The organism is Microvirga roseola (assembly GCF_020866965.1).
GTDB lineage: Bacteria > Pseudomonadota > Alphaproteobacteria > Rhizobiales > Beijerinckiaceae > Microvirga > Microvirga roseola.
In genome coordinates, this window is the sequence record NZ_JAJATX010000161.1 from 1 (window position 1) to 1099 (window position 1099).

Sequence of the window (1099 nt, forward strand, 5' to 3'; positions counted from 1 at the left end):
GCGCTGCTGGTAGACGCCATAGCCGGAGCCGTCCTGACCGTCGGAGCGCCAGGTGACCACCCAGCCGCCATCCGACAGAGCCGTCACACTCGATTGGTCTTGGGTGCTGGTCGTGTACGAGTTGACCCTCTGCTCGCCGTCAACGGCCGTGCCATCAGCGCCGTACCGCTGCTGATAGACGCTGAATTGTGTGGAGCCAGCCTGATTGGCGGATTGCCAGGTGACCACCCAGCCTCCGTCCGCCAAAGCCGTTATGCTCGGGCTGTATTGCCACTCGACCGTATAGGTGTTTACCAGTTGCTCGCCATCCACCGCTGTGCCGTCGGCGCCGTAACGCTGCTGGTAGACGCCAATTCCAGAGCCATCCTGAAAATCGGATTGCCAGGTGACCACCCAGCCGCCGTCCGCAAGCATTGTCACACTCGGAAACGACTGGGTGTTGTTCGTGTGGGTATTTACCTGCTGCTCACCGTCGAGCTGAATAATTGATGCGGTCATGTGCCCCTCCTGCCGAACGCGTCCCGCCTAGCTCACACTGCCCAGCACTATGCCGGATCTTATCTGGCCTTACGCTACGGGAGGGGTTTACGGATATTCCTAACGACAGCGCAAGCCGATATTCCCCAGAGCACCTCGCTTCGAGCAGGAACTAGTCAGGAACGAGCCGTCGGAACTTTGAACAGCTACAAACTACTCGCTGCTGAGAAGCCGGCTAAGCCTTTACATTATTCAATCGACAACGCGTGCTGAATGCCGTTCGCGACTAGACGATGACCATACACGTCCGGCTTCAATCAAACGCTTCTGCAAATCCGCGGGAGCCGTAGGAGGGCTATTCAGCCCTCCTCACAGGCGGCCTAGCGGCTCCCGCACAGCAGAAGAGGTTCCATTCCGGGCCTCAGGCTACCCTGTCTGTCGTCAGATTTTTTGAGGCAGAAGGCGACCTGATCTAAGGGGAGTTCTGGTCCATCTGGGTTTCAGATTAGGCGGCCTGCATCTGGTGCTGCAAGCGGCGGTTTTGGATGGTCTGTCGTTTGATCCTGTCTCGCTCCCTTAGAGCGGTTTGGGGTTGAACGGAATCTGGAAGTCTGACTCGATG

General features: G+C 58.1%; 1 pseudogene. It reads right to left on the reverse strand.

Annotated features, from left to right (window positions below):
• A pseudogene (locus LG661_RS24655) lies at positions 1–498 on the reverse strand (hypothetical protein); the annotation flags it as partial.
• Positions 499–1099 lie beyond the last annotated feature (601 nt).